General features: G+C 71.0%; 20 protein-coding genes. 8 read left to right on the plus strand and 12 right to left on the minus strand.

Annotated elements, in window-relative coordinates; all coding sequences use genetic code 11:
* Positions 1-114: 114 nt before the first annotated feature.
* From ACFP1Z_RS12745 to ACFP1Z_RS12755, 3 genes are all read right to left on the minus strand, one after another.
* A complete protein-coding gene (locus ACFP1Z_RS12745) occupies positions 115-318 on the minus strand; it encodes a cold-shock protein (protein ID WP_390316244.1) in 204 nt (67 codons plus the stop codon).
* Positions 319-460: 142 nt separating this feature from the next.
* On the minus strand, positions 461-1,165 hold the full coding sequence (locus ACFP1Z_RS12750; protein ID WP_390316245.1) for a B3/B4 domain-containing protein: 705 nt from the start codon (positions 1,163-1,165) through the stop codon (positions 461-463).
* Between the two features lie 452 nt (positions 1,166-1,617).
* A complete protein-coding gene (locus ACFP1Z_RS12755; RefSeq protein ID WP_390316310.1) occupies positions 1,618-2,454 on the minus strand; it encodes an EamA family transporter in 837 nt (278 codons plus the stop codon).
* 119 nt (positions 2,455-2,573) lie between these two features.
* Between ACFP1Z_RS12755 and ACFP1Z_RS12760 the strand changes: the two genes are divergently transcribed.
* Positions 2,574-3,158 carry a helix-turn-helix domain-containing protein gene (locus ACFP1Z_RS12760; RefSeq protein WP_390316246.1) on the plus strand — a complete coding sequence of 195 codons (585 nt, stop codon included), beginning with the start codon at positions 2,574-2,576 and terminating at the stop codon, positions 3,156-3,158.
* 117 nt (positions 3,159-3,275) lie between these two features.
* Here the strand turns inward: ACFP1Z_RS12760 and ACFP1Z_RS12765 are convergent, their stop codons facing one another.
* The 3 genes from ACFP1Z_RS12765 to proP form a co-directional block, all read right to left on the minus strand.
* Positions 3,276-3,536, minus strand: coding sequence for a hypothetical protein (locus ACFP1Z_RS12765; RefSeq protein WP_390316248.1), 261 nt, complete (start codon positions 3,534-3,536; stop codon positions 3,276-3,278).
* 363 nt (positions 3,537-3,899) lie between these two features.
* Positions 3,900-4,385, minus strand: a complete 486-nt coding sequence (locus ACFP1Z_RS12770; RefSeq protein WP_390316249.1) for a VanZ family protein — start codon at positions 4,383-4,385, stop codon at positions 3,900-3,902.
* A 234-nt stretch (positions 4,386-4,619) separates the two neighbouring features.
* Entirely contained in the window at positions 4,620-6,230 is a 1,611-nt protein-coding gene (gene proP / locus ACFP1Z_RS12775) for a glycine betaine/L-proline transporter ProP (RefSeq protein ID WP_390316250.1), read from the minus strand.
* A 303-nt stretch (positions 6,231-6,533) separates the two neighbouring features.
* Between proP and ACFP1Z_RS12780 the strand changes: the two genes are divergently transcribed.
* Both ACFP1Z_RS12780 and ACFP1Z_RS12785 read left to right on the plus strand, forming a co-directional pair.
* Positions 6,534-7,565, plus strand: a complete 1,032-nt coding sequence (locus ACFP1Z_RS12780; protein WP_390316251.1) for a D-alanyl-D-alanine carboxypeptidase family protein — start codon at positions 6,534-6,536, stop codon at positions 7,563-7,565.
* 7 nt (positions 7,566-7,572) lie between these two features.
* Complete coding sequence (locus ACFP1Z_RS12785; protein WP_390316252.1) at positions 7,573-7,983, plus strand: hypothetical protein; 411 nt, start codon at positions 7,573-7,575, stop codon at positions 7,981-7,983.
* Positions 7,984-8,029: 46 nt separating this feature from the next.
* Here ACFP1Z_RS12785 and ACFP1Z_RS12790 read toward each other — a convergent pair whose 3' ends face one another.
* From ACFP1Z_RS12790 to ACFP1Z_RS12815, 6 genes are all read right to left on the minus strand, one after another.
* Positions 8,030-9,385 carry an FtsW/RodA/SpoVE family cell cycle protein gene (locus ACFP1Z_RS12790; protein WP_390316253.1) on the minus strand — a complete coding sequence of 452 codons (1,356 nt, stop codon included), beginning with the start codon at positions 9,383-9,385 and terminating at the stop codon, positions 8,030-8,032.
* Between the two features lie 317 nt (positions 9,386-9,702).
* On the minus strand, positions 9,703-10,422 hold the full coding sequence (locus tag ACFP1Z_RS12795) for a M15 family metallopeptidase (RefSeq protein WP_390316255.1): 720 nt from the start codon (positions 10,420-10,422) through the stop codon (positions 9,703-9,705).
* A 15-nt stretch (positions 10,423-10,437) separates the two neighbouring features.
* Entirely contained in the window at positions 10,438-11,493 is a 1,056-nt protein-coding gene (locus ACFP1Z_RS12800) for an acyltransferase family protein (protein WP_390316256.1), read from the minus strand.
* Complete coding sequence (locus tag ACFP1Z_RS12805) at positions 11,490-12,473, minus strand: D-alanine--D-alanine ligase family protein (RefSeq protein WP_390316257.1); 984 nt, start codon at positions 12,471-12,473, stop codon at positions 11,490-11,492. The genes ACFP1Z_RS12800 and ACFP1Z_RS12805 overlap by 4 nt, the downstream gene beginning before the upstream one ends.
* A gap of 119 nt (positions 12,474-12,592) precedes the next feature.
* Positions 12,593-13,783 carry an alanine racemase gene (gene alr / locus ACFP1Z_RS12810; protein ID WP_390316258.1) on the minus strand — a complete coding sequence of 397 codons (1,191 nt, stop codon included), beginning with the start codon at positions 13,781-13,783 and terminating at the stop codon, positions 12,593-12,595.
* Positions 13,780-14,208, minus strand: coding sequence for a hypothetical protein (locus tag ACFP1Z_RS12815; protein ID WP_390316259.1), 429 nt, complete (start codon positions 14,206-14,208; stop codon positions 13,780-13,782). Before ACFP1Z_RS12815 ends, alr begins: the two co-directional genes overlap by 4 nt.
* A gap of 425 nt (positions 14,209-14,633) precedes the next feature.
* On the opposite strand from ACFP1Z_RS12815, the gene cseB reads away from it, so the two are divergent.
* The 5 genes from cseB (at position 14,634) to ACFP1Z_RS12840 (ending at position 20,392) form a co-directional block, all read left to right on the plus strand.
* Positions 14,634-15,362 (plus strand): two-component system response regulator CseB, encoded by a 729-nt coding sequence (gene cseB, locus ACFP1Z_RS12820; protein WP_390316260.1) that lies wholly within the window; start codon positions 14,634-14,636, stop codon positions 15,360-15,362.
* Positions 15,363-15,365: 3 nt separating this feature from the next.
* On the plus strand, positions 15,366-16,637 hold the full coding sequence (locus ACFP1Z_RS12825; RefSeq protein WP_390316261.1) for an ATP-binding protein: 1,272 nt from the start codon (positions 15,366-15,368) through the stop codon (positions 16,635-16,637).
* A 181-nt stretch (positions 16,638-16,818) separates the two neighbouring features.
* Positions 16,819-17,343, plus strand: a complete 525-nt coding sequence (locus tag ACFP1Z_RS12830) for a PadR family transcriptional regulator (protein WP_390316262.1) — start codon at positions 16,819-16,821, stop codon at positions 17,341-17,343.
* Positions 17,340-18,026, plus strand: a complete 687-nt coding sequence (locus ACFP1Z_RS12835; protein WP_390316263.1) for an ABC transporter ATP-binding protein — start codon at positions 17,340-17,342, stop codon at positions 18,024-18,026. Before ACFP1Z_RS12830 ends, ACFP1Z_RS12835 begins: the two co-directional genes overlap by 4 nt.
* Positions 18,023-20,392, plus strand: a complete 2,370-nt coding sequence (locus tag ACFP1Z_RS12840; protein WP_390316264.1) for an ABC transporter permease — start codon at positions 18,023-18,025, stop codon at positions 20,390-20,392. Before ACFP1Z_RS12835 ends, ACFP1Z_RS12840 begins: the two co-directional genes overlap by 4 nt.
* Positions 20,393-20,406: the final 14 nt, after the last annotated feature.

Raw genomic sequence — 20,406 nt, forward strand, 5'->3', positions numbered from 1 at the left:
GAGGACATATCTCCGCTCCTCTCCTGCGTGCTCTTCATTAATCTAGCCCTCTTGGGGGAGACGCGCTGGTCGAGAGGTACGCAGATATCCGGGCGCGGGATGGGCGCGGCCGTGTCACGTTGAAGGGCGTACGTTCTTGGCCTGCGGCCCTGTGGGACCCGACCCGATGTCGAACTCGACCTGTTGGTCCTCCTCCAGGGTCTGGGGGTCGGCCTCGATCTCGCTGTAGTGCACCCAGACGTCGTCGCCCCCGTCGTCAGGGCTGATCCACCCTGAGCCGTTCTCCGGGTCGAAGCTCTTCACCCTGCCAAGGTGCATCGCTGTCTCCAGGTCTCCTCGACGCTCTCCCCTCAGTCTCGCCCTACGCTGCGGAGCCGCCACACACGCGGTCCGAACGAGGGGTACGGCGTGCCGAAGCGAAGTCCGCCCCGGGTGCTGCGGGTCGTCCGGGGCGAGGGATTCAGACGGTGGCAGCGGGCTGTCCCGGGGCGAGGTAGTGCAGGGTGGCCTGTTCGGCGTGCGGCGTGAGCAGGTCCTGGAGTTCGTGCGCGGCGGTCTTGAGGAGGTGGCCGTCGCGGGTGGCGTGGAGGGTTTCGAGGAGGAAGGCCACGTGGGTGGAGTCCTCGGTGACGCGGGTGCGGTGGGCGTCGCGGTGGTTCCAGTGGCGGGTCAGGACACCGGTGGTGTCCGTGTAGATGATCTCGCCGGGCTTGAGGTGCTCGACGGAGTCGGGTTCGCCGAGCGGGGTGAACGTCTCACTGCCGTCCGCGTAGCGGATGTCGATGTCGCCGGTGACGTGGTCGAGGTCGAAGGCGCCGGCGGGCAGGCCGTGGCGGACGGAGACGGCGTTGTAGGAGTCGACGGCCGGGTTGATGCGCGGCAGGGAGCCCCTCTTGGCCATACGGCGGCCGAGCGCGTCGACGCTGGGGCGGATACGGCGGGGGTTGGTGCCGAAGGAGCGGTAGGCGGTGTGCCATGCCTCGATGCGCGGGTCGGTCTCGTCGGCCGGGGCCCAGGTGCCGTCGGCGAGCTGCCGTTCGAGGTCCTCTACGGCTGCGGTGGTGGCGGGCCAGGGCTCGTGGCCGCGCAGGCCGCTGGCGGTGACCACGGCGATGAGGGTGTCGGGGAAGGCGTCGGCGACAGCGGGGCTGATGCGGAAGGTCATGGCGGGGGCTCCGTTCCTTGGTGCTGCGGGTGGGTGGGGTTCAGCGCTTCCGAGGCCGTTGCGGTCCAGGCGGCGGCGCTGCTGCCGTGCGGTGGGTGCGTCGAGGGCCTGGCCGCGTCCGGTGGGGTGGTCGGCTACGGAGGTGCGGTGCTCTCGACGGGCTCGTTGTCGTCGTACGTGAACTTGGCCCGTACGTCGGTGACTTGAGGGCACAGGCCGCGGATTGCGGGCAGCATCCGTCTGTAGGGCGGCTGGTTGACGGTGATGGGGGCAGGGTCGCCGTGGGTGGGGACGGCAGTGGGTGCCTGGCACAGCAGGCCGTTGACGCTGAGGAGGCGGACGTCGTGGCCGTCGGCTCGGCGATCCAGGTCTGCCCTCCGGTGTCGTCCAGGGCGTTGTCCCAGGGCTGGATGACCATGTGGTTCTCCCCGCGTGCTCGTGTGGTGCGGTGGTCAGGTGAGGGCGAGGAGGCCGACGGCGACGGCGGCGGTGCCCAGGCCGAGGAACTGGCCGCGGTGGATGCGTTCGGCCAGCACGCCGCGGGCGAGCAGGACGGTCCCGGCCGGGTAGAGGGCGGTGATCACGGCGACGACGGCGAGGTCGCCATTGCGGGCGGCGAGCAGGAACAGCAGGTTCGCCAGCGAGTCCAGCACGCCTGCGGCGGCCGACATCGCACCGGCGGGCTTCTCCGGGCCGAGCCTGCGGCGCATCAGGCCCGCGGCGGCCAGGGTGACGGCCGAGGACACCGCCCTGCCCACGATCAACGGGGCCACGCCGCTGTCGGAGGGGGCCTGGTGAAGGAAGACCAGCTGGAGGGCGATGGCGGCGCCCGCGCCGAAGGCCAGCAACAGCGCCGCGCGGGAGGGCCGCGCGGAACCGGCGCTGTGCCCGGTGCTGACCAGCACGACCGCGACGAGCGCGAGAGGCAGGCCGAGCAGTCCGGCCATGCCCAGGTGCTCGCCCTGGAGCAGACCCACGCCGACGGGCAGTGCGGCGGACACCAGCGCGGTAACGGGCGAGAGCACGCTCATCGGGCCGATCGCCAGGGTCCTGTACAGCAGGGCGAAGGCGGCGGCCGAAGCGACCCCGGAAGCGGCCCCCCAGGTCAGGGCGCCGGCGCTGAACGAGGCGCCGAGGAAGGGCCACAGCAGCAGTTCGACCGCGAGCGAGGCCGGGGCGGCGATCATCACGGTGCGCAGGACGTGGGCCTTGCGGGCGCCGAGGCCGCCGAGGAAGTCCGCGCACCCGTAGGCGAGGGAGCTTCCCAGGGCCAGCAGCAGAGCGATCACGGTCACATCCCTTACTATCAGCGGAACGACTGAACCGTACAACGGACCGACCGAAATTGCACTAGTCGAATGACCGTACGGTGCATTGCAATGGTCCACCGGCAAGGAAGGTGATCCGGATGGCAGAGACAGCGGCAGCCCTGCGCACACTCGCCGGCAACGTCCGGGCGGCCCGCACCCGCGCCGGCCTGTCCCTGGACGAGCTCAGCCGACGCGCTCAGGTCAGCAAGGGCGCCCTGGTGGCCTTGGAGAAAGCCCAGGGGAACCCGAACTTCGCCACCCTGGTGCGGCTGGCCGACACCCTCGGCGTCTCCGTGTCCGCCCTCCTGGAGGGCTCGGCCCAGAGCCGCGTCCGCGTCGTGTCCGCCGACACCGTGATGCCCCTGTGGAGTGGAGACAAGGGCAGCACAGCCCGCCTCATGCTGACGACATCAGGCCCCGCCCCGACCGAGATCTGGCGCTGGGAACTCCAGCCGGGCGACGAATACCCCAGCCACCCCCACCAGCCCGGCGTCGTCGAGACCGTCAGCGTCAGCACCGGACGGATGACCCTCGTCGTCGACGGGACCGAGTACCCCGTCGAAGCCGGACAGACCGCCACCTTCAACGGCGACGCTCCTCACACCTATCGCGGCACCGGCACCGAAACCTGCCGCCTGATCATGACGGTCCACCTGCCGCCCGGCCCCACCTCCACCACCTGACCCCCACAGGGGCGAAGGCCGCGGAACACGCGCGCGCAGGCGCCGAGGGCGACCTTCCGCAGCTCGAAGTGGGCCAGGAAGTCCTGCCATTCCTGCGCGGTGGGTGCGCGGTACTCCTCACTGGGCCGCAGCGCTCGGCGGCGGGCGATGAAGGGCCGCCAGGATCCGGTTCGCCGTGGTCGCCGCGAGCTTCGCGCCCCGCCCGTCTCCACCGGCCGTCGCGACGGTGAGGGTCATGCGTTGCCGCGGTCGGCGCAACGGGACCGAACGCAGGTACTCCAGCAGCGGGATCACGTGCGGCAGGGCGGACGCGTCCCCAGTCCGGCCCCGCTCGCCGAGGAACCGCCACAGATGGCGAGGGTCGTACGCGTACGGCACGAGCCTGTCCGGCGAGCAGTCCCGTGCGGCCCGGAACCGCAAGAACCCCGAGACCACCTCGACTGGTTCGTCCGCTCCCTCGAACAGCTCGACCGGCGTGAGCCGTCCTCGCGCCGCTGGCGCACGACCCGCACAGCCACCCACCTCCGCAATAGCCCTGCCCGACGGCCCGCTTGGCCGTCCCTCCGGGCTGCCGGGGCGTGAGGTGTCCTGGCAACAGCACAGGAGGCGTTGTCGGTGGCCACCATGTCCGGCTTCGCCCCGGGTCGAGGTTCAGCAGGGTGTCCAGAATGTGCAGCGAGTCGCGCGGGGTGCCGGCACGACCATCGTGCTGGCGTGCGTCCGCACGGGGCGCCTGCCGTATCAGGCCCGCCGGGCCCGTCCGCCGGATCCTCCCAGGCCCGCACGGACCAGCGCGGCGCAGGCGAAGCCGGCCAGGCAGCCGAGTGTATTGGCCAGCAGGTCGTTGATGTCCGCGGTCCGTCCCGAACTTGTCAGGTACTGCGTCGTCTCGATGACCAGAGAGCCGAGGAAACCGAAAAGCGCTGCCCAGGCGAAACGCGTTCCTGCGACGGCCAGGACGATGCCGCCCGGCACGAACATGAGGACGTTGAGGAGAAAGTCCTTGGTGTCCGCCGGATTCGTCCCGTCGAGCAGCCGCAGATTCACCGCCTGACCGCCGCCCGACCGGGTGCCGAAGGTCAGCCCGATCACGCCGAGGACCCACAGCCATCCCAGGGCGGCGGCCACACGGTGCGAGATCCGTCTCGGCCGTCCCAGCAGGAAACCCGCCGCTGCGACAGCGAAACAGCCCGCGATGCCGATGGTCAATGCCGTGGAAAAGGACAAGGGTTTCTCTCCTCCGATGTGTTGGCGCGCCGTCCGCCGAACGCCTTTCGGCGGGAACTCGTTGGGTGGAAGGACGCTGCGGAGAAAATCCCTGGTTCTTCGGAAGTTCGTGAGATGACTCACGGCATTAACTGCCCCGGAGTTCCTCGACGTTGTATCCATCACCTCGTTGCCGGGCTGGTGCCCCAGGACCAGCCCGCACCCCCGTACGGAGAGCCGCGCGGCGGCAGGCCGTCATCGCTCGGTGTGATGCCGGTGCCACGGATGACGCAGCCGTATCCAGACGTCCCGGGCCCCGCGTCCGGCCTCGACGCGGCTGCGGGCCACGAGTTCCCGGGCCTTCTCCTCGCTTTCCACCATCGGCCCGGAGCCGCGCAGCGGGCGGCCGGCCGTCTCGTGCAGGAAGAAGGCGGAGACGAAGCCGATGGCACCGGCCGCCATCAGGTAGTAGGCCGGGATCATCTTGTTCTGGGTGTTCTCGATGAGGGCGGAGACCACCAGCGGGGTGGTGCCGCCGAAGATCGAGACGGAGATGTTGTAGGAGACGGAGAGCGCTCCGTAGCGCAGCCGGGTGGGGAAGAGTGCGGGCAGGGTGGAAGCGGCGGTGCCCGCGAAGGAGACCAGCAGCAGGGCCAGGATGAGGCATCCGATGGCCGGCAGGACCGCCCCCTGGGCGCGGATGAGCAGCAGGGCGGGGATGGCCAGGGCCACCAGGGCGGCGCTGCCGGTCATGAAGACCGGCCGGCGTCCCCAGATGTCGGAGTAGCGGCCCACCGTGGTGATGGTGAGCGCGACGACGATCATGGTGCACAGGACCAGCAGCTGCGAGGTGGTGGGGTCCTTGCCGAGTGTCTCGGTCATATAGGTCGGCAGATAGGAGGTGACCAGGTAGCTGGTCACGTTGTAGACGAGCACCAGGCCCATGCAGATCAGCACCGCCTGCCAGTGCCGGGTGAAGGTCTCCTTCAGCCGTCCGTGCCCGGACTGCCGGCCTTCTTCGGCGTGCTGCGCCAGGGCTTCGGGGGACTGGTCGGGGTCCTTGGCCATGCCGGCCGTGCCGACCGAGGCCGCGGCCCGGAAGGCGGGCGTCTCCTCCAGCCGCATCCGCATGTAGAGCCCGATCAGACCGAGCGGCCCGGACAGCAGGAAGGGCAGCCGCCAGCCCCAGTCGACCATGGTGCTCTCGCCCAGGGTCGCGGTGAGCGTGGTCACGAGCGCGGAGCCGAGCACGTACCCCACGAACGTACCGAAGTCCAGCCAGCTGCCCAGGAAGCCCCGGCGCTCGTCCGGGGAGTACTCGGCGATGTAGGTGGTGGCTCCCGCGTACTCGCCACCGGTGGAGAAGCCCTGCACCAGACGGCACACCAGCAGCAGAACGGGCGCCAGCAGGCCGACCGTCCCGTAGCTGGGCAGCAGACCCACGGCGAAGGTGCTCACCGCCATCATGATCATGGTGGCGGCCAGCACCCGCTGCCGCCCGATGCGGTCGCCCAGCGGCCCGAACGCCAGCCCGCCCAGCGGGCGCACCAGGAAGGCCACGGCGAAGGTGGCGAAGGACGCGATCACCTGGATGCTCGGGGAACTGCCGGCGAAGAACACCTTGCCGAGCACGGCCGCCAGGTAGGCGTACACCCCGAAGTCGAACCACTCCATCATGTTGCCGAGTGCGGCCGCCGAGACGGCCCTGCGTACCTCGGGGCGGTCGGTGACCACGACCTCTTCGAGGCTCAGCGCATTCTTGCGGCGGCGCAGCATGATGCGTACCAGCCGGTCGGTCGAGGGAGTGCTCTCCCGCGGCGATCTGACCTGACCGGGCCTCGGGGGCTTCCTGCGGTCGGCGTCCATAGAACTATTCAATCCCTGTGTGCGGTTTGGCGCTTTTCCGTGGCCGAGTGAAACGAGGGCCAGCGCGCGCTTACCCGGACAGGCGGGTCGTAAGCCCCTTCATACACAGGTAAAAAGTTCGCCATCGAGAGACTGTCGGTGGGGGCGCTTCGGCTGATGCACGGCTGATGCATGATCCATGCCTGAATGTCGGCAAATGCTGCCTGATAGCGGCAGAAGGGCGGCGGACCGGATGCGTGCGGCACCGAAGGTGGAGGCCGAGCGCGGGGCAGAGGCGACGCGCAGGTCATCCGGAGGTGTCGCATGCCGGCCGTCCAGCAGTCTCCCGAGTCGCGCCAGAAGCGTTCCGCGGCCGAGCCGCCGCGGGCCGGGAGGCCGCGCCGCGGACTGCACCGCCGCCGGCTGTGGGTTTCGGCCCTGGCCTTGGCCGTCCTGGTCGCGGGCGCCGGATTCGGGTGCGCGTACTCCCGCGGCAGCGGCCCCACCGGTCCGGTCCCGGAGCGCGTGGTTCCCCAACTGCCGCTGCCGTGGCCCGGGGAGGGGCAGAGCGCTGTGGAGGTCGAGGGGGTGGGTCTGCTCGGGACGCAGGGCGCGCAGGAGCCGGTGCCGATCGCGAGCGTCACCAAGGTGATGACCGCGTACGTGATCCTCCAGGACCACCCGCTCAAGAAGGGCGACGAGGGGCCTGTCGTCACCGTGGACCGGCAGGCGGCCGACGAGGCCGGTTCCGCGTCCGAATCGACCGCTCCCGCAACTGAGGGGCAGCAGCTGTCCCAACGCAAGCTGCTCGAACTGATGCTGATCCCCTCGGGCAACAACATAGCCCGGCTGCTCGCCCGTTGGGACACGGGCAGCCAGGAGACGTTCGCCGCCAGGATGAATAAGGCAGCCGCGAACCTCGGGATGACGAACACCCGGTACACGGGCGCGAGCGGCATCGAGCAGGACACTGTTTCGACCGCCCAGGACCAGCTCAAGCTGGCCCGCGCGGCGATGAAGGACGAAACGTTCCGGTCGGTCGTGGCGGAGAAGGCCACCGACGTTCCCGGCAGCGGTACGTCCGTCAAGAACAGCAACACACTGCTCGGCACTTCCGGGGTGATCGGCCTCAAGACCGGCTCCACCACCCCGGCCGGCGGCAACCTGCTGTGGGCCGCCACCGTCACGGCCGGCGGCAAGGAGCGGCTCGTGCTCGGCGCCGTCCTGCACCAGAAGGCCGGAACCACGCCGGATCAGGGGCTGCAGGCCGCACTCGACGCCAGCGGGAAACTGGCCGCCGCAGTGAACGGCGGACTGCAGGAGGCCCTCGACCGGGCCGCGGACGGGGGCCGGTGAGCGGACCGTGCCCACCGCACACGAACCCGCCCCTCCCACCGCCGGCCGACCCCGCCGCAGCCCCGGCCCGACAGCCCGTACCCGGCCGCGCGGCCTGGTCGTCGCCGCCGCGGCCCTGCTGCTCGCGCTGGCGCTGCTCCTCAACGACCTGACCCCCGACGGGTTCGGGCAGCTGGACGACCTCATCCAGGCCGTCCTGCCCTGGACCGGTGTTCTCGTTGTCCTGCTCCTGGTCCTCGCGCTGGTGCGTCGCTCGGCGCTCGCGGTGGTCGCCGTGATCGTGCCCGCCCTCATGTGGGCGTCACAGTTCGACGGCATGCTGCTCGGCAAGCAGAAACCCGGCGGGGACCTCACGGTCGTCACACGCAACGCCGACGACAAGGACCCGGATCCCTTGGGAGCACCGCCCGCGCCCTGATCGTGTCCGGCGTCGGCGTCGTGGTCCTGGAGGGACGAGTACCCGCTCACGGACGCGTGGCCGGTCCCGGGTGATGTTTCCCTCGCAAGGCGGGGGAAGAGGAATTTCCATCGGGAACAGGAATCGGATCCCGATAGCGTTGTGCGCTGTCGCTGATGCGGATCAGCAGAGCCACCATCAGCCAGTTGGCGATCATGGATGATCCGCCTTTGGCGAGGAAGGGGAGTGCTTTTCCGGTGAGCGGGATCAGGCCGATGACTCCGCCGGTGACGACGAAGACCTGGAATACGAGTGCGCTCGCCATGCCGACAGAAAGCAGTTTCCCGAAGGGGTCGTGTGTCGCGAGGCCGGTCCGCAGGCCTCGTTGGGCGAGCAGCGCGTACATCAGGAGTACGGCCATGACACCGGCCAGGCCGAGTTCCTCGCCGACGGTGGTGAGGATGAAGTCGCTGTTGCCTGCGAAGCCGATCAGCTCGGGGTGTCCTTGGCCCAGGCCGGTACCGGTCACGCCTCCGCTGCCGAAGCTGAACAGGGCTTGGCCCAGTTGTTCGGAGATACCCGCTTTCCGTCCCTCGGCGGTGAACGCGTCCAGGGGGTGCAGCCAGGCCTGTACCCGGCCGTGCACATGAGGCTCCAGTGAACCGACGACTGCCGCACCGAATACGGCCATGAGCACGCCGCAGACCACCCAGCCGGTCCGTTCGGTCGCTGTGTAGAGCATGACCACGAAGAGTCCGAAGAAGATGAGCGATGTGCCCAGATCGCGCTCAAATACCAGGACAAGAAGGCTGATTGCCCAGACGGCCGCGATGGGACCCATATTCCGGCCGGGAGGCAGGCGCATGCCGAGGAAGCGGCGGCCGGTCAGAGCCAGCGCGTCGCGGTGGACGGTGAGATAGCCGGCGAAGAACACCGCAATCATGATCTTGACGAATTCACCGGGCTGCAGGGTCAGCGAGCCCAGCCTGAGCCATCGTTTGGCACCGAACTGGTCGGCGCCGAAGAAGGCCGGGGCCAGGAGCATGACCAGGGCGACGGCCATGGTCAGGTAGACGTAACGCTGTAGACGACGGTGATCCCGCAGGGTGATGAGCACGACGGTGAACACGGCACCCCCGGTGGCCGTCCACTTCAACTGGTCGGCGCCGGCGGGGTTGATCCTGAGGAAGGGCTTCGCGGCATAGGCGAGATCGAGGCGGTGCAGGAGCGCGAAACTCAGTCCCGTGAGCATCAGTGCCAGCGGCAGGATCAGCGGGTCGGCCAGCGGGGCCCACCGACGTACTGCCAGGTGGAGTACGAGCGTGAGCAGCAGCATACTCAAGGCGAACTGGCCCAGCCCGGAGGGCAGATGGCCCTGTATGGACAGGCCGGTGTAGGCGTAGCCGCCGACAGCGGTCGCCATAACCAGGCCGAGCAGCAGTGCTTCGGTGCGCCGCCGGTTCCGCGTGTGGGCGGGTACGGCAAGTGGCGGCGGATGTTCGGCGTCGTCCGCGGACGAGGGGTGGTGGGCTGGACGTACCGGTCGCCGCACAGAGGGCCTCCGCTGTGTTGTCGGCCGTATGCGCGGGCCCGGGTGCCCGGCACGGCTGCTGGATGGTGTGGTCTTGCGTTGCTGCGGGTCGGACGCGTTCGCAGACTCGTGTGCGTACTCGGCGAAGTGGCCTTCCCGTCACGTTGCCGGGATCGTCGTCGAGGCCTTGTCCGAGGTTGCCGAGGCGGTCAACCAGCACGCTCAAGGACGTTGACGGAAGTCTGCGTGCCGCTGCGGGGTGCGGGTCCGCCAGGGGCTGAGCGCGTGCCCTGGCTGGCACGCAGGGACCGGCGGGTGGCGGGGAAGTCGAAGTAGCGCTGGGGGAAGGGCTCGTCGGTGAGGGTGAAGTGCCACCACTCGGTGGGCAGGTTGTGGAATCCGGCCCAGATCATGGCGTGGTGGAGTGCCCGGCGGTTGGCGCGTGCGAGGCGCGGGGTGTCGGGGTGGTGGGAGTGCGAGAGCGGGTCGAAGAAGTCGAACGGGGTGCCCATGTCCAGCGGCGTGCCGTCGGCTGTGGCCAGGGTGACGTCGACGGTGCTGCCGCGGCTGTGCCCGGAGTGGGTGTGGATGTAGTCGGGGCCGAACAGCCGGTCCTTGGAAATGCGCGGATAGTAGAGGGACTTGGTGGACTGCTGCCGGGGGTCACCGGCCCAGCGGCGCATGTGGTCGACGGCGCGTTGGGGGCGGTAGGCGTCGAATACGGTGAGCGTGTAGCCGTTGCGGGTGAGGAGCTGTTGGGCGCGGCTGAGGGCGTCCGCGGCCGGCAGGGTGAGCAGACAGGTCGCGTCCTGATAGCCGTCCAGCGGGGTGCCGACGAAGTTGCGGTCGGTGGCGTAGCGGAGGTCCTGCCGGATGCTGGGGTCGAAGTCGGCCAGGGCGACGAACCCGGCGGGTGCTCGGTCGGACATGGAGATGCTCTTTCGTCACTGGAGTGGGGCGACGGGCCGTGGGCCGGCCCATCGGCGGGTCGCGGGGCGTTCGATGAGGAACCAGCTGACCGTCGCGAGGGCGAGGGTGAGCACAGCAGCCAGGGCTGGACCGGTGATCGGGTGCCAGGGGCGCAGCCACAGGGTCAGCGGGTAGTTCCAGAGGTAGGCGGCGTAGGAGATGGTGCCCAGCCGGCCCAGGGTGGTCAGGGCGCGCCCCTGAGGCGTGGGGTCCTGTGCCCAGTGGTGGAGCACGACGACGGTCAGGGCCGCGAGCGACAGGCCCACCCAGGGGTAGGTGAACGACCAGGACCGCCACGGGACCAGGCCGGCCACGACGAGAAGCGCGAGCGCGACGGGCGCGGCCGTCGCGGCGAGGGTTCGCGAAGAGGCGCCGCGGTGCGGCCGGGCGTGGGCCACTCCCCGCGCCGCGTTTCGCCGGCGGTTGCTCACCGAGGCGGCGGCGCCGATCAGCATCGCGCCCGCCCAGGAGGTGGGCCAGGGATAGGCCCGGTCGAAGTCCTCGCGCAGCCAGAGGGTGACGCCGGCCGCCACGACGACGATGACGGCGAGGGTGCGGATGACGAGGAGGGTGGCCCGTCCTCGGAGCCAGGCCCAGGCCAGCAGGGGAGGCCACAGCAGGTAGAACTGCTGCTCCACGGCCAGGGTCCACAAATGGAAGATCGCGTCGCTGCCGTGCGTGATGGGCAGGTCGGCTGTGTAGGTGAGGGCGACGGCCAGAGTCCGGCCCAGAGCGCTCCGGTCGCCCAGGGGGTCGAGGACGAGCGTGACAACGGTCAATCCCGTGACGAGCGCGAGCAGAGCGGGCAGGAGGCGAACGGCCCGTCGGCGGTAGAAGGCGCCCAGCCGTATCCGTCCGGTGGTGTCGAGTTCGCGCATCAACAGGCCGGTGATCAGGTACCCGCTGAGGGTGAAGAACATGACGATGCCGACCACCCCCGCTCCGGGGGCCGCGCCGGGTGCTCCGTGGCGGATCATCACGAGCAGGACGGCGAGGCCGCGCAGCGCGTCCAGGCGTGCGACACGGCTCATCGCACGGTCCGCAAGGCGCCCTCGACGAGTTCCGTCAGCAGCTCCGCATAGCCCAGTCCGACGGCGGCGAACATCTTGGGCACCTGTGACTCGGCCGTCATCCCCGGCATGGTGTTGATCTCGTTGAGAACGATCCGGGAGCCGTCGAGGAAGAAGTCGAAACGTGCCGTGCCCTCGCACCCCAGTGCCTCGAAGAGCGTGAGCGCCGCGTTCTTCAGCGTCTCCCGCTCGGTGGGGGTGAGGTCGGCGGGGATGCGGAAGTCGGCGGTGCCGTCGTACTTGTCGGTGGTGTCGAAGAGGGTGCCGGGCGCGGTGACGATCTGCAGGGCGGGGCCTACGAGCAGCGTGCCGTCGGCCTGCCGCAGGACGGCGACGTCCACCTCGCGCCCGTCCACGAACTCCTCCACCAGCACCCGGGAGTCCAGGTCGAGCGCGGCGGCCACGGCAGGCGCGTACTCCTGCGGCGCGTCCACCCGGCGCACGCCGTGGCTGGAGCCGGCGGCCACCGGCTTGACCACCACCGGGAGCGGCAGCGGGACCGGTCCGTCGGGCCGGGTGACGCAGACGGCCCGGGCGGTGGCGATCCCCAGGTCCCGGGCCAGGAGTTTGGTGGTGTGCTTGTCCATCGCCAGCGCCCCGGCCCGTACCCCGGAGCCGACGTAGGGCAGCCCGGCCAGCTCGCACCAGGCGGCCAGCGCGCCGTCCTCGCCCCGTGGCCCGTGCACGGCGGGGAAGACGACGTGGCAGGTGGAGAGCAGGCGCAGGGCGCCGGCCGGGCCGTCGGGGAAGGGAAGGCCGTCGGAGCCGTGCCAGGTACCGTCCCGGCCGATGGTGATCGGCACGGCGGTGTACCGCTCGCCGGGGAGCGCGGCGCACACGGCGGCGGCGGTGGCCACGCCGATGTCGTGTTCGCAGTTCTGGCCGCCGCCGATGACGGCGACACGGATCGGGGCGCCGGGCGACGGAAGGACGGTGTTCATGCGGGGATCTCCTGAATCAGCGGTGGGGTGAGAGCGGCACGCGTCCCCTTGGCGGGGCGCCGGTGAGGGCGACGGCGTCCGCGTCGTCGCGGTGGGCGGGGCGGCCGGCTTCGGGGTGGTCATGTGCGGGTTGCCTGCGGAATCCGGGCCGTGGCCGACGGGGCGCCGCCAGAGGGGATGTGACGGCGCGTCAGTCGCGGGGCCGCGCCGAGACCGGTGGCGATCTCGTGTTCGAGCGTGTCCGCCCAGCGGGCCCACTCGGCCGCGCGGGGCTCGCCCCGGTCGCCCGGGCCGAGGACCACGGCCACCTCACCCGGGACTACGGGGTCCCCGCCGGTGTCGACGACGATCTGGTCCATCGAAACGCGTCCCACGACCCGGCGGCGGCGCCCGCGCAGCAGTACTTCCGCCCGGCCCGTGACGCAGCGCGGGATGCCATCGGCGTAGCCGACGGGCAGCAGCGCGAGCCGGGTGGCCGCGGGGGTGACGTAGTGGCAGCCGTAGCCGACCGGTGTGCCGGCAGGGACGTCCATGGCGGAGATGACCGGTGCGGTGAGTGTCAGAGCCGGGGTCAGGGGCGGGTCCAGGGAGGCGGCGCCGTTCGTCGGATCGATGCCGTAGAGCCCGGCGCCGATCCGCACCAGGTCGAAGTGGGTCGGCGGGCTGGTCAACGCAGCTGCCGTGGCGGCGAGATGACGCCACCGCGGGCGCAGCCCGGTCCGCCGGGCCTCGGTGACGAAGGTGCCAAAGCGCCGACGGGCGGCTTCGTTGTGCGGATCCGTGGGCCGGTCCGCGCAGCCGAGGTGCCCCATCAGGCCGACGACCTCGACCAGCCCGCGCCCCTGAGCCTGCCGCGCCCCCGCACACAGGGCGGGCCAGATCGCGGCGGGAGCGCCGTCGCGGGCCATGCCGACATCGGCGTGCAGGTGGATCCGGGCGGTTCCCCCCAGGGCACGCGCCGCCGCGGTGACGGCCCGGAGGTGCTCAAGGCCGGGAACGGCGAGTTCGATCCCGGCCGACAGCGCCGGGGCGAAGTCCGTGTCGACGGTGTTGAGCCAGCTGAGCAGCGGTGCCCCGATGCCGGCCTGCCGCAGGTGCAGGGCCTCCGCGACGCTGGTGACGCCCAGGCTGGAGGCACCATGGGCGAGCGCGGTCCGGGCGACCTGGATGGCGCCGTGACCGAAGCCGTCGCCCTTGACCACGGCCATCACCTCGGCCCGGGTACGGGCCCGGACAGCGCCCGTATTGGCCGCGACCGCGCCGAGGTCCACATACAGGAGCGGCCTGCGGCGCGCCTCGGTCGCCGTCATCGGACCCGGCCCGGAGCCGGTGCATGCCGCGCGGCACGGAGGCCGTGGATGACGGTGGTGAACTGCGCACTGCGCTGCTGCAACAGCGGGAAGACAACATCGACGCCGCTCAGCAAGGGCAGCACCCGCTCCAGGCAGCCGAGCGGGCCGGCGCCGGTGGACGGCGTCAGCCGGCACAGCGCCTCGGCGTCCAGGGGGCCGCCCTGCCGTACACCGTCGGTCAGGTCGTCGGGCCCGGCCACCCACTCCCCGTCCTGGGTTACCCGCACGATCTGTACGGCATAACGCCGCGGATCGAGACCGGCGATCACACTGGCCGCAGAGGCGCACAGCTTGTCGTGGTCGGGGTCGCGACCGCCGAACACCACGACGGCCCGGATCCGCGTGTCGTCCGCACGCTGCTGTTCCTGCCGAACGGGAGACACTGTGCACCTCACACCGGGTCGGGGAGCGGCATGAAGACCGCCTTCACCCGACACGATGGGCTCGGCCAGTAGCGGACCGGGGGCGAGAGCGCCGCAGTCGCCGAGCAACCGTGCATCACTTCCGCATCAGCTGCCGTACACCCCCCGCGCCGAGCAGCCGACGGTGGCAGGCCGAACCAGGCGAGGGGCTGCGCGGCAGCTGGACGGCCCCCCGTAGCCCGCCGCCCCGACGGAGCCGTCCGCTCCCGTACGGTCGATCTGTGGTTGGCCGGGCTGTGTACGACCCGACAGGGCCCGGCGCGAAGCTGTGGCCGTCTGGGCCGCCCGTGCGGGCCGCGCAGACGGCAGGGAGAGCCGACCCGCCGGTCCGTATCGTTATAAATGTCTGTTTCGCTGCCCGGCTGTCCCGGAAGGAGAGCCCGCCTGTGTCCGAACCCTCCGCCACAGCGGTCCGAGTCCTGCTGGTCGAGGACGACGAAATACTGCGCCGTACCGTGGCACTGGTCCTGGAGAGATACGGCTACCAGGTCGAGACGGCGGCGGACGGGCTGACCGGGCTGGAGCTGTTCCGGAGCACCCCGTTCGACGTGCTGCTGCTGGACGTCATGCTCCCCGGCCTGGACGGTATCGGGCTGTGCCGCAGGGTCCGCGAGACGAGCCTCGTACCGGTCCTGATGATGTCCGCGCGCGGTGACGGCCTCGACGTCGTCGCCGGCCTGGAGGCGGGCGCGGACGACTACGTGGTCAAACCCGTCGACGACTTCGTCCTCCTCGCCCGGCTGCGCTCGCTGCTGCGGCGGGCCGCCTACGCACCCGTCGGCCCGGACACCGGTGACACTCCCGCCGGGCAGCCGGAGACCCCGGCAGCCGGCCTGCTCAGCTTCGGCGATCTCGCGATCGACACCCTGGGCATGGAAGTCACGGTGGCCGGCGAGCCGGTTGCGCTCACCCCCACCGAACTGCGCCTCCTGCTGGAACTCGCGGCCAGCCCCGGAGTCGTACTCAGCCGCCATACGCTGCTGCGCAACGTATGGGACTACGGCTGGGACGGCGACAGCAAGGTCGTGGCCCTGTGCGTGCAGCGACTGCGCAAGAAAATCGGCGAGGGACGGATCGAGACGGTCCGCGGCTTCGGCTACAAACTGCGGCGCTGACCGATGAGCCCGATCCGGAAACCGTGGCCCAACCCCCGTGCCCTGCGCTGGAAAATCGCCGCGCTGTGCGCGGCGGTCGGCATCACCGTGGCCGCGGCGGTCGGCGTCCTGGTGCACCAACTCACCTTCTCCCGCGACCAGGAGGAGGCCCGCCATGTGACCCTCAACCTGCTGAAGGAGGAGGTGGACAGCCACCGGTCCGGGCAGCCCGGCAACAACGACCAGGACCGGACTCCCAAGGTCCTGCCGCCCGGTCTGCTCTCACAACTCTCGCGTGGCGACGGCCCGTTCACCCACTACTCCGACACCGGAATCGACGCCCCCGAGCGCCAGGGCCCGACCATGTGGGCGGCCGAACGTGTCGATGGACACGTCGTCGCCGTCGACACGACGCTGCAGCCGCAGTACCGCAAGCTCCAGTCGCTCGACAAGCACATGGTCCTCGCCGCCGCCGTGGTCCTCGCCGTCACGATGCCACTGGCAGCCCTCGCCGCCGACCTGCCCGCCCGCCGTCTGCGCCGTGTGGCGCACACAGCGCGCCGGATCTCGCACGGTGATCTGGACGCACGCATCGGCGCACCACCGCCCCGCACTCCGGGCAACGAAGTGGCCGACATCTCCGCCTCGGTCGACCAGATGGCCAACCAGTTGCAGGGCCGGCTCCAGGACGAGCAGCGCTTCACCGCCGACGTCGCCCACGAACTGCGCACCCCTCTCGCCGGACTGGTCATGGCGGTCGGACTGCTGCCCGAGGGAGAGGCCACGGAGCTGGTCCAGGACCGGGTCCGGGCGGTACGCGGCCTGGTCGAGGAACTGCTTGAGGTGTCGCGGCTCGACGCCGGTGCGGAGATCTCCGAACCTCAGGAGGTCCCGCTCGGCCACGTTGTCGCCGAGGCGGTCCGTGTCACCGGGGCCGGCGCCGACGTGACGGTGACGGTACGCCGGGACGCCGTCGTGCAGACGGATCCGCGCCGCCTCAACCGCATCCTGGCCAACCTCCTCGCCAACGCCCTGCGGCACGGCCGCCCGCCCGTCGAGGTCGTCGTCGACGGTCGGGACATCACCGTCCGGGACCACGGCCCCGGATACCCCGAGGAGTTGCTCGCCCACGGCCCGCAGCGCTTCCGGACCGGCGCCCCCGAACGCGGCGGCGGCCACGGACTGGGACTGACCATCGCCCTGGGGCAGGCCCGCGTGATCGGCGCGACCCTCCGCTTCACCAATGCCGCCGAAGGCGGCGCCGTGGCCACCCTCACCCTGCCCGCCGACAGGTAGACCGCCACGGACCCCGCGGCGGCCGCTGTCCCGCGGCGGCTGTAGGCGGCGGCTCACCTGGACCATATGTCCGTTCCCGAATCGTGACAGACCGCTCTGAGCTGGGGTAATGCTGTGCCCGCCATGATCTACACACGGCATGTATACATAGAGGGTATACGCGGTGTGTATTGTTCGGGGTATGTCCATCGGTCACACCCTCCTCGGTCTCCTTGAGACCGGTCCGCGCCATGGTTACGACCTCAAGCGCGCTTTCGACGAGAAGTTCGGGCACGACAGGCCGCTGCACTACGGCCAGGTCTACTCGACGATGTCGCGGCTGCTGAAGCACGGTCTCGTCGAGGTCGACGGGATCGAGAGCGGCGGCGGCCCCGACCGCAAGCGGTACGCCATCACCGACGCCGGCGTCACCGACGTCGAGTCCTGGCTGGCCCGGCCCGAGAAGCCCGAGCCGTATCTCCAGTCGACCCTCTACACCAAGGTCGTCCTCGCACTGCTGACCGGCCGTGATGCCACCGAACTCCTCGACGTCCAGCGCGCCGAGCACCTGCGCCTGATGCGTACCCTCACCGCCCGCAAGACCAAGGGCGACCTCGCCGACCAACTCGTCTGCGACCACGCCCTGTTCCACCTCGAAGCGGACCTTCGCTGGCTCGAACTGACCGCCGCCCGTCTCGACCGGCTCGCCCAGGAGATACGCCGATGATTCCCGCCGGTTCCCTGCTCGCCGCCACCGGTCTGCGCAAGGCCTACGGACCGACCACCGCCCTGGACGGCGCGGACTTCTCGATCCACCCGGGGGAGGTCGTCGCCGTCATGGGCCCCTCCGGCTCCGGCAAGTCCACCCTGCTGCACTGCCTCGCCGGCATCGTGCCCCCCGACTCCGGCACCGTCACCTACGCGGGCCGCGAGCTCACCGCCATGAACGACACCGAGCGCAGCGCCCTGCGGCGCAGCGAGTTCGGCTTCGTCTTCCAGTTCGGCCAGCTGGTGCCCGAGCTGACCTGTGCGGAGAACGCGGCCCTGCCGCTGCGCCTCAACGGCGTCCCGCGCGGGCGGGCCCGGGCCGCCGCGCTGGAGTGGATGCGCAAGCTGGAGGTCGAGGAGGTGAAGGACAAGCGCCCCGGCGAGGTCTCCGGCGGCCAGGGCCAGCGCGTCGCGGTCGCCCGCGCCCTCGTCACCGGCCCGCGCCTGATCTTCGCCGACGAGCCCACCGGCGCTCTCGACTCCCTCAACGGCGAGCGCGTGATGCAACTGCTCACCGAAGCGGCCCGGTCCACCAACGCCGCCGTCGTCCTCGTCACCCACGAGGCCCGCGTGGCCGCGTACTCGGACCGTGAGATCGTCGTCCGGGACGGCCACGCGCGGGACCTGGAGCGCGCCGTATGAGCTCCCGGAACACGTCCCCGAGTCGCCTGCGGGTGTGGGCCCGTGACCTGCGCATGGGTGCCGCCTTCGCCGTCGGCGGCGGCCGCGAGGGCTGGACCCGTACCCTCCTCACCGGCATCGGCGTGGGCCTGGGAGTGGCCCTGCTCCTGATCACCACCGCGCTCCCCGGCGCGCTCACCGCCCGCGACGCGCGCGCCGACGCCCGCAGCACCAACAGCGCCCCCTCCGCGGAACGGCCGGGTCACGACACCCTGGTCATCGCGGACGCCGACACCCCCTACTTCCAGTACCACGTCTACGGCCGCCAGGTGCGGCCCGAAGGCCCCGACGCCCCGCTGCCGCCCGGGCTGAAGAAGTTTCCCGCCCCCGGCGAACTGGCGGTCTCCCCAGCCCTGGACAGGCTGCTGAAGTCCGGCGAGGGCGCCCTGCTGCGCGAACGCCTCAGCGGCAAAGTCACCGCGACCATCGGCGACCAGGGCCTGACCGGACCCAACGAACTCGCCTTCTACCAGGGCAGCGACACCATCCAGCCGTACGGCCAGGTGATCCAGCGGGTCACCGGCTTCGCGAACCACGTCAAGGCCGAGCGCCTCGATCCCGTGCTGACCCTGCTGGTGATCACGGTCTTCGTCGCCCTCCTGACACCGGTCGCCGTCTTCGTCGCCGCCGCCGTCCGCACCGGCGGTGAACGCCGCGACCGCCGCCTGGCCGCGCTCCGGCTGGTCGGCACCGACAGCCGCATGACCCGCCGCATCGCGGCCGGTGAGGCCCTCGCCGGAGCCGTCATCGGCCTGGGCCTGGGCGCCGGCTTCTTCCTCCTCGTCCGGCACTTCGCGGAACGCATCACCATCCTGGACCGCGGAGTCTTCTCCGCCGACCTCGACCCGTCCCCGTGGCTCGCCCTCCTGGTCGCACTCGCCGTGCCCGCGGCGGCGGTCGCGGTCACCCTGTTCGCCCTGCGCCATGCCGTCATCGAACCGCTCGGCGTGGTCCGCGCGGCCAAGCCCGCCAAGCGCCGCATGTGGTGGCGCGTGCTGCTCCCGCTGGGCGGCCTCGCCCTGCTCCTTCCCCTGCGCGGCCATGGCAACGACAACGGCCAGTTCAACCAGGCGCAGGTCATCGGCGGAGTCGTCCTGCTCCTGGTCGGCATCACCGCGCTGCTGCCCTGGCTCGTGGAGACCGCCGTCGCCCGCCTCGGCGGCCGCGGCCCGGTGGCCTGGCAACTGGCCGTACGCCGCCTGCAGATCAGCAGCGGCACCGCCGCCCGCACGGTCAACGGCATCGCCGTCGCCGTGGCCGGAGCCATCGCCCTCCAGATGCTCTTCGCCGGAGTCGAGGGCAACTACACCAAGGCCACCGGTCAGGACCCGAGCCGGGCCGCCGCCGCCGTCCTGGCGCTGCCCGGCTCACCGGCGTCCGGTCACCGCTTCGACGACTTCACCGAACGCCTGAACAAGACCCCCGGGATCGCCAGGACGACCAGACTGGACACCATCGGCCTGGCCGCCGAGCCCAAGGACCCCCGGGCCATCGCCAGCATGACCATCGGCACTTGCGACGCGCTGCGCGAGCTGGCGACCCTGCCCTCCTGCAAGGACGGCGACACCTTCGTCCTCACCGGCGGCGACCACCTGCGCCCCGAGGAAGCCGCCCTCGCCGTGCCGGGCAGAACCCTCTACGCCGGCCCCGCCTTCGAGGACGACCCGGACTCCGGCAAGCCGGTGAAGTGGACCCTCCCCAAGGACACCCGCACCGTGCAGGCCCGTCCCAGCCCCAGCGGCGGCCGCAAGTCCGGGGTGCTGACCACCCCCAAGGGCGCGCCCCAGGGCCTGGACCACCGCCTGGACAGCCAGGTGTACGTACAGCTCGACAAGAACGGCCCGGACGGCATGGAACGCGTACGCACCGCGGCCTACCGGACAGACCTGACACTGGCCTTCATGCCGCTGCACGCGACCAAGGTGTCCAACCAGTACGCCAACATCCGCACCGGCCTGTACATCGGCGCGACCTGCGTGCTCGTCCTCATCGGCGCCAGCATGCTCGTCTCCCAGCTGGAGCAGCTGCGCGAACGCAAGAAGCTGCTCTCCGCGCTGGTGGCCATCGGCACTCGCCGCTCCACCCTCAGCCTGTCGGTCCTGTGGCAGACAGCGATCCCGATCGCACTCGGCCTCCTGCTGGCCGCCGCCGTCGGCCTCGCACTGGGCGCCGTCCTGATGGCCATGAGCCGCGTTCCCATCGCCGTCAACTGGGCCTCGGTCACCACCCTGGCCGGTATCGGCGTCGGCATCGTCCTCCTCGTCACCGCACTCGGCCTGCCACCCCTGCTGCGCCTGCTACGGCCGGACGGGCTGCGTACCGAGTAACCCCCTTTGTGCGT

Origin of the sequence: Streptomyces gamaensis, from assembly GCF_042656465.1 — a bacterium.
Lineage (GTDB): Bacteria > Actinomycetota > Actinomycetes > Streptomycetales > Streptomycetaceae > Streptomyces > Streptomyces gamaensis.